This window comes from Lutibacter sp. (genome assembly GCF_046055765.1).
Lineage (GTDB): Bacteria > Bacteroidota > Bacteroidia > Flavobacteriales > Flavobacteriaceae > Lutibacter.
Map to the genome: position 1 here is coordinate 20317 of NZ_JASFZF010000106.1, position 7161 is coordinate 27477.

At 33.5% G+C, this 7161-nt stretch carries 4 protein-coding genes; all 4 read left to right on the forward strand.

The window, feature by feature from the left end:
- Positions 1-4: 4 nt before the first annotated feature.
- The gene (locus QM495_RS10365) at positions 5-1591 is read left to right on the forward strand and encodes a RagB/SusD family nutrient uptake outer membrane protein (RefSeq protein WP_408672037.1); all 1587 of its coding nucleotides are present in this window, start codon (positions 5-7) and stop codon (positions 1589-1591) included.
- Between the two features lie 23 nt (positions 1592-1614).
- Positions 1615-2679: a SusE domain-containing protein gene (locus QM495_RS10370; RefSeq protein WP_408672038.1), complete on the forward strand. Its 1065-nt coding sequence runs from the start codon at positions 1615-1617 to the stop codon at positions 2677-2679.
- A gap of 19 nt (positions 2680-2698) precedes the next feature.
- On the forward strand, positions 2699-4306 hold the full coding sequence (locus QM495_RS10375) for a SusF/SusE family outer membrane protein (RefSeq protein ID WP_408672039.1): 1608 nt from the start codon (positions 2699-2701) through the stop codon (positions 4304-4306).
- 110 nt (positions 4307-4416) lie between these two features.
- The coding region (locus QM495_RS10380; protein ID WP_408672040.1) for an alpha-amylase family glycosyl hydrolase at positions 4417-7161 on the forward strand (2745 nt) is incomplete at its 3' end.

The following is a 7161-nucleotide window of genomic DNA, read 5'->3' on the forward strand; positions in this document are numbered from 1 at the left end:
GAAAATGATAACAAAATATTTAAATAAAATTTATTTTCTATTAGGACTTATATTTTTCTTTGGTGCATGTACTGATGATTTAAATGTAATTCCTCAAGATGATGATGAATTCCTTTCTGAGGATTTCTACTCTAATGCAGGTGCTTACGAACAAGCATTAGCAGGTGTTTATGGAAACTTATCTTTAACAGGTAATGATCCTGGTTCTTCTAATATTTCAGGTATAGATGCAGGTACTAGTCAATACGGACGTGTACTTTGGTACTTACAAGATTTAGCAGCTGACGAAGCTATATGGTCTTATGAAAATGATCCTGGAACAAAAGAAATTCAACGTAATATTTGGACTCCTGCAAACCCTATTTTTAGAGGTATGTATGGTAGAGCAATGTTTTCTGTAGCTTTAGCTAATGATTTCTTAAGAGAATCTACAGATGTTAAATTAGCTGAAAGAGGACACACAAGTGCTGTAGGAAGTGAAATTGTAGCATATAGAGCAGAAGCTAGATTATTAAGAGCTTTATCTTACTACCACTTAATGGATTTATTTGGGAAAGCAGCTTTTGTAACAGAAGCTGACCCTGTAGGAACGTATCAAGCTCCTGAATACAATAGAGCTCAATTATTTGATTTTATTGAATCTGAATTGTTGGCAATTGAAGGTGATTTAAAACCTGCAAGAACGAATCAATACGGAAGAGCAGATCAAGGTGTTGCATGGATGATTTTAGCTAAAATATACTTAAATGCTGAAGTATATATAAACACAAACCGTTATGCGGATTGTTTAACATATACCAACAAAATTATTAATGGTGGTTATAGTTTAGCTTCAAATTATGCGTTGAATTTTATGGCAGATAACGATTTTAATGAAGCTGGTATGAATGAAATAATTTTCCCATTAGTTTCTGATGGTGTTGTTACTCAAAACTACGGTCCAACAACTGTTATAATTAATGGTGAAGTTGGAAGCATTGAAGCTAATGCTGAAGAATTAGGAGCCCAAGGTTGGGGTGGTGCATTAAGAGTACGTAAACAATTTGCTGAAAAATTTATTAATGGTGGTGCAGATGATAGAAACACCTTAATTACTGAAGGTAGAGATATTGAAATTGTTGATGTTGCTGATAGAGATTCAGGGTATATTATTACTAAATATAGCAATAGAACTTCTACAGGTGCTGCCGGATCTGACCCTACATTTGTAGATACAGATTTTCCACTATTTAGATTAGCAGATGTGTACTTAATGTATGCTGAAGCCTATTTAAGAGGTGGTGGTGGAAGCGAAAGTGAAGCTTTAGGTTATGTAAATGACTTAAGAATTAGAGCTCACGCTGACCAAATTTCTTCAAATGAATTAACCTTAGCATTTTTAATAGACGAACGTTCTAGAGAATTACATTGGGAAGCTCATAGAAGACAAGACTTAATACGTTTTGGATTATATACAGGTGGAAATTACAACTGGGCATTCAAAGGAAATGGAGCAAATGGTATAGCAATAGGTAACTATATGGCAGTGTATCCACTGCCTAGTGAAAGTATTGCTGCTAATCCTAATTTAACTCAAAATCCAGGATATTAATCAACTTTTAATTATATAAGATTATGAAAAATATATTTAAAGTACTGTTTCTGTCAATCATAATGGTTACTATAACCTCTTGTGACAACGAAGATTCGGTACAATTAACTTTAGCTCCAGAAGGAGGCGGAGTTATTACGGAACCTACTCAAGGTGCAACTATTGTTTTAAACCCTTCGGAAAGTCAAACAAACCCTGCACTAACTGTAAATTGGACAGCGGCAAATTATGGTACGCCTACAGAAATTACTTATGTTGTAGAGATTGCACTATCAGGAACTAATTTTGAAAACCCTTTCATAGCTGCTTCAACAACGAACAGATATGTAACTTGGAATGTTGGAGAACTAAATAACCTTGCAATAAGTGCTGGGTTAACTCCCTTTCTTGAAGGATCTTTAGATATTAGAATCACTTCAACAGTAGGGACTACTAATAGCTTCTTACAAACATCAGAACCTGTAGCAATTTTTGTAACTGGTTTTACTACAGATTTACCTAAAATTGCAGTACCTGGAAACCACCAAGGTTGGGATCCTGCTTCAGCACCTTTATTAGCCGCTTCTGGTTTTGGACAAACAGACTATGAAGGTTATGTATGGTTAGATGGTGAGTTCAAATTTTTAGCTCCAAATGAAACCGGAGGATTTTTCTGGGGTAATACAGATTGGGGAGATGATGGAACTTCATCAGGTATCCTTATTGATGAAGATGGCGAAGCAAATGCAAATGCAAGTACTACTGGATATTATTTTGTAAAAGCTGATACTGATGCTTTAACATATTCAATCTCAGCAGTAAATTGGGGAATAATTGGTGCAGCAACTCCTACAGGATGGGATAGCGATACTGATTTAGTATACGACGCTGCAACAAGAACCTTATCAGTTGATATTGATTTAGTACCTGGTGGGTGGAAGTTTAGAGGTAATAATGAATGGGCTGCTTTTGAATATGGTTCATTTGATGCCGATGGTTATTTAACACCTGGTGGAGATTATACTTTTGACGGACCTGCAGGAAATTATCATGTAGTACTAGACCTTAGCAATCCAAGAGAATATACTTTTACTTTAACTGCTAATTAAAAATATAAAATTTAATAATATGAAATATATATATAAAATAGTATTACTTTCATTTATCATCATAGGAATTACTTCCTGTGATGAAAATGAAAATTTTGAGATATTAGCTCCTCAAGGAGGTATTGCAATTAATAGCCCTATTGATGGCTCTTCAATTGCGCTCAATGATACAAATGATGGAAATACCGCTTTAACAGTAAGCTGGACAGCTGCTACAATTGAAGGAACTGGTGCAACATATATGGTAGAAGCTGCTCTTTTAGGAACAGATTTTGCCGCGCCTGCTGAAATAGGTACAACAGATGCAACTTCTATAAGTTTAACAGTAAAAGAATTAAACACTTTAGCTATTGATGTTTTAGGAATCGATGCTGAAACTGAAGCAGGTATAGAAATTAGAGTATCTTCAGGTGGTGAAGTATCTCAAACAATTGCGGTGTTATTAACACCATACAAAGTTGAATTTACAGAATTTTATTTAGTTGGTTCACTAACAGGCTGGGATCCTACAACTTCGTTACCAATGACTAAAACAGCTTTTAATGAGTTTGAAATAACAATTAACCTTGCTGATGGTGACGAATTTAAATTTTTACCAACAAATATAGATTGGACTGGTGATTTTGGAGAAGATCCAAATAATGCAGGAACTTTAATTGAAGATGGTGAACAAAACCTCGCCGGATATACAGCTGGTAAATATAAAGTAAAAGTAAATTTAAATACGTTTACTTATTCTGTAGAAGAAATCCTTTTCCCAACTTCATTATATTTAGTTGGATCTATAGTTGGTTGGGATAATACTGCAGCTTTAGAATTTAATAATACTGCCGAAAATGTATTTACACTTGTTGTTAATTTACCTGCTGGTGCTGAGTTTAAATTCTTACCTACACTTGGTAGTTGGGATGGTGACTGGGGTAATGATCCAAACAATTCGGGTTCACTTATACAAACTGATGAAAGTAATGTTTCAGGCTATGATGCTGGAGATTATTTAATAACTGTAGATTATAATACATTAACGTTTAATTTACAATCACTTGAAACATTAAATGTAGTTGGTTCTATTGTTGGATGGGATAATACTGCGGCAATTCCAATGTCTAAAGCTAGTTTAGGTATATTCTCTGTTGTTTTAGATTTACCTGATGGTGCAGAATTTAAATTCTTACCTACACTTGGTAGCTGGGATGGTGATTGGGGTGAAGATCCAAACAATGCTGGTTCAATTATACAAGATGGAGAGAATAACCTTTCAGGTTATAGCGCAGGACTTAAAGTAGTTGCAGTTAATTTCAACACAATGAGTTTTACTGTTTCTGATGTAAGTGAAGTTCCTTCATCTCTATATTTAGTTGGTTCATTTAGAGGATGGTCTAATGATGGTGATGACCCTCAATTCACAGAAATTTCTTCAGGAGTGTTTGAAATTTCGCAAACATTTAGTAGTGGAGACGAATTTAAATTTGTTCCTGTAGCAGGTGAATGGGGTAATGATTGGGGAGAAAGCCAAACTTCAAAAGGAGTTTTAGAGCAAAACTCTGAAAATAACTTATCAGTTTCTGAAGCTGGTAACTACACCGTTACAGTAAACTTTAACGATGGTACTGTAAAAGTTAATTAAAAATAAAAAGGCTGTTTATTCAAATAGTCTTTAAACACTTTAACTAAATGCTATGAACCGGTTTAATTAACAATTCCGGTTCATAGCATTTAGTTAATAATACAAAACAAATGAAAAAAATACTACTCATATTACTCTTTTTAATACCCATACTTACTTTTGCACAGGTAACTACTTCTCCAACTTTACCCACTGCTAATAATGAAATTACTGTAATATTTGACGCCACTGGTACACCTTTATTAGATTATACTGGTACTATATATGTTCATACAGGAGTTACCGTTGATGGCACTCAATGGCAAAATGTAATTGGCACTTGGGGTAATAATACTACACAACCACAACTAACAAGAGATGGAACGAACCCTAATTTATACTCTTTTATAATAACACCAAATGTTTTTACATTTTATGGAGTAGCAACTTCGGCTACAATTACTGAATTAAATTTAGTATTTAGAGCTTCCACAGGAGCTCCTCAATCAGCTGATATTTTTGTGCCAATATACGCTGCAGGTCTAAATGTTACATTTACAAATCCGGCAAATCAAAGCGCCTACAATTTAAATGACAATATTACTATTAGTGCAGAATCATCAATTACTGCCGATTTAGAACTTCAAGTAAATACCGTTTCTCAAAAAACTGTAACTAATACAACTACAATTTCTACATCTTATACCTTAACTTCAACAGGTACTCAAACTTTAAAAGCAATAGCTATTGCTGGTGGAGAAACAAAAGAAACAACTATTTCTGTTTATGTAAAAACAGCTACACAAACAGCTACACAACCTACAGGATTAAAATATGGTCTCAATAAAAATCCTGACAATTCAGTTACTTTTTTACTAAAAGCACCTTTTAAAACAGATGTTCTTCTTTTAGGAGATTTCAACAATTGGACCTTAAATTCAGCTTACCAACTTTTTAAAGATGGTGAAGATTTCTGGATTACTCTTTCCGGTTTAGATGTTGATACAGAATTCGCATACCAGTATTTAATTGATTACGATATTAAAGTTGCCGACCCTTATTCAGAAAAAATATTAGATCCTAATATGGATCAATACATAGACCCACTAACCTATCCAAATTTAAAACCGTATCCTACTGGTTTTACAACAGGTAACGTAACAGCATTTATAATTAATGAACCTTCATACAATTGGAATGTTACTAATTTTGTAAAGCCTGAACAAAACAATTTAATTATTTATGAACTCCATTTAAGAGATTTTACAGCTTCCGATTCATTTAATGAAGCCTTAACACACTTAGATTATTTAGTTTCATTAGGTATTAATGCTATTGAATTAATGCCAATTAGTGAATTTGAAGGCAATGATAGTTGGGGCTATAATCCATCATTTCATGGAGCTTTAGATAAAGCTTATGGAACAAAAAACGATTTTAAGAAGTTTGTTGATGCCTGCCATCAGAATGGAATTGCCATTATATTAGATGTCGTTTACAACCATGCATTTGGACAAAGTCCATTAGCTCAAATGTATTGGGATAATTTAAACAATAAACCAGCAGCTAACAATCCTTGGTTAAATACAGATGCCAAACATCCATTTAATGTTGGGTACGATTTTAATCATGAAAGTTTAAATACCAAAACCTACGTAAAACAAACCTTAGAACATTGGATTACAGAATTTAAAGTTGATGGTTTTAGATTTGATTTATCTAAAGGTTTTACACAAACAAATAACCCATCAAATGTGAGTGCTTGGGGAAATTACGATGCTTCTAGAATTGCTATCTTAAAAGATTATGCCAATTATATTTGGTCAAATACAGCTCCAGATGAATATTTAATTTTAGAACATTTTGCCGATAATTCAGAAGAAACAGAATTAGCTAATTTTGGTTTTATGCTATGGGGAAATCTAAATTATAATTACAATCAAAATACGATGGGTTTTGCTTCAGACACAAATATTGACTGGATTTCTTATCAAACAAGAGGTTGGAATAACCCACATGTGGTTGGCTACATGGAAAGCCATGATGAAGAACGTTTAATGTATAAAAACTTAACTTTCGGAAATAGTGCCAACCCAAGTCATGATGTTAAAAATTTAAATATAGCTTTGTCGAGACAAGAATTAGCTGGAGCATTTTTCTTTACAATTCCTGGGCCAAAAATGATTTGGCAATTTGGAGAACTTGGGTATGATGTTAGTATAAATGAACCTGGACGAGTTGATCGAAAACCGATTCATTGGGAGTATTTTGATGATGTTAATAGAAAAAAAATATATGATATTTGGTCTAAATTAATTAAATTAAAAAAAAAACAACCTGTATTTAATACTACTGATTTCACCCTAAATGTAGGAGGATTAACAAAATCAATTGTATTAAGACATGCATCTATGGATGTTGTTATAATTGGGAATTTTGATGTAACAAGTAAGTCCATAACTCCACAATTTACGCAAACTGGTACATGGTACGAATATTTTACAGATACTGAGAAAAATGTGACCAATACTTCAGAATCAATTAGTTTAAATCCTGGTGAATATAGATTATATTCAACTATGAACTTATCAACTATTGATAGTGATGGTGATGGTATTTTAGATAGTGTAGATAATTGTCCAGATACTGCAAATACAGATCAAGCAGATACAGATGGTGATGGCGTTGGTGATGTATGTGATCTAACACCAACAGGAGATGATGATAATGATGGTGTTGATAACTCAATAGACCAATGTGAAAATACCACAGCGGGAGCTATGGTTGATGCAGCCGGATGTTATATGTTATCCTCCAACAATTTCAGTATAGAGGTTGTAAGTGAAACGTGTCCTGATAAGGATAATGGACAACTA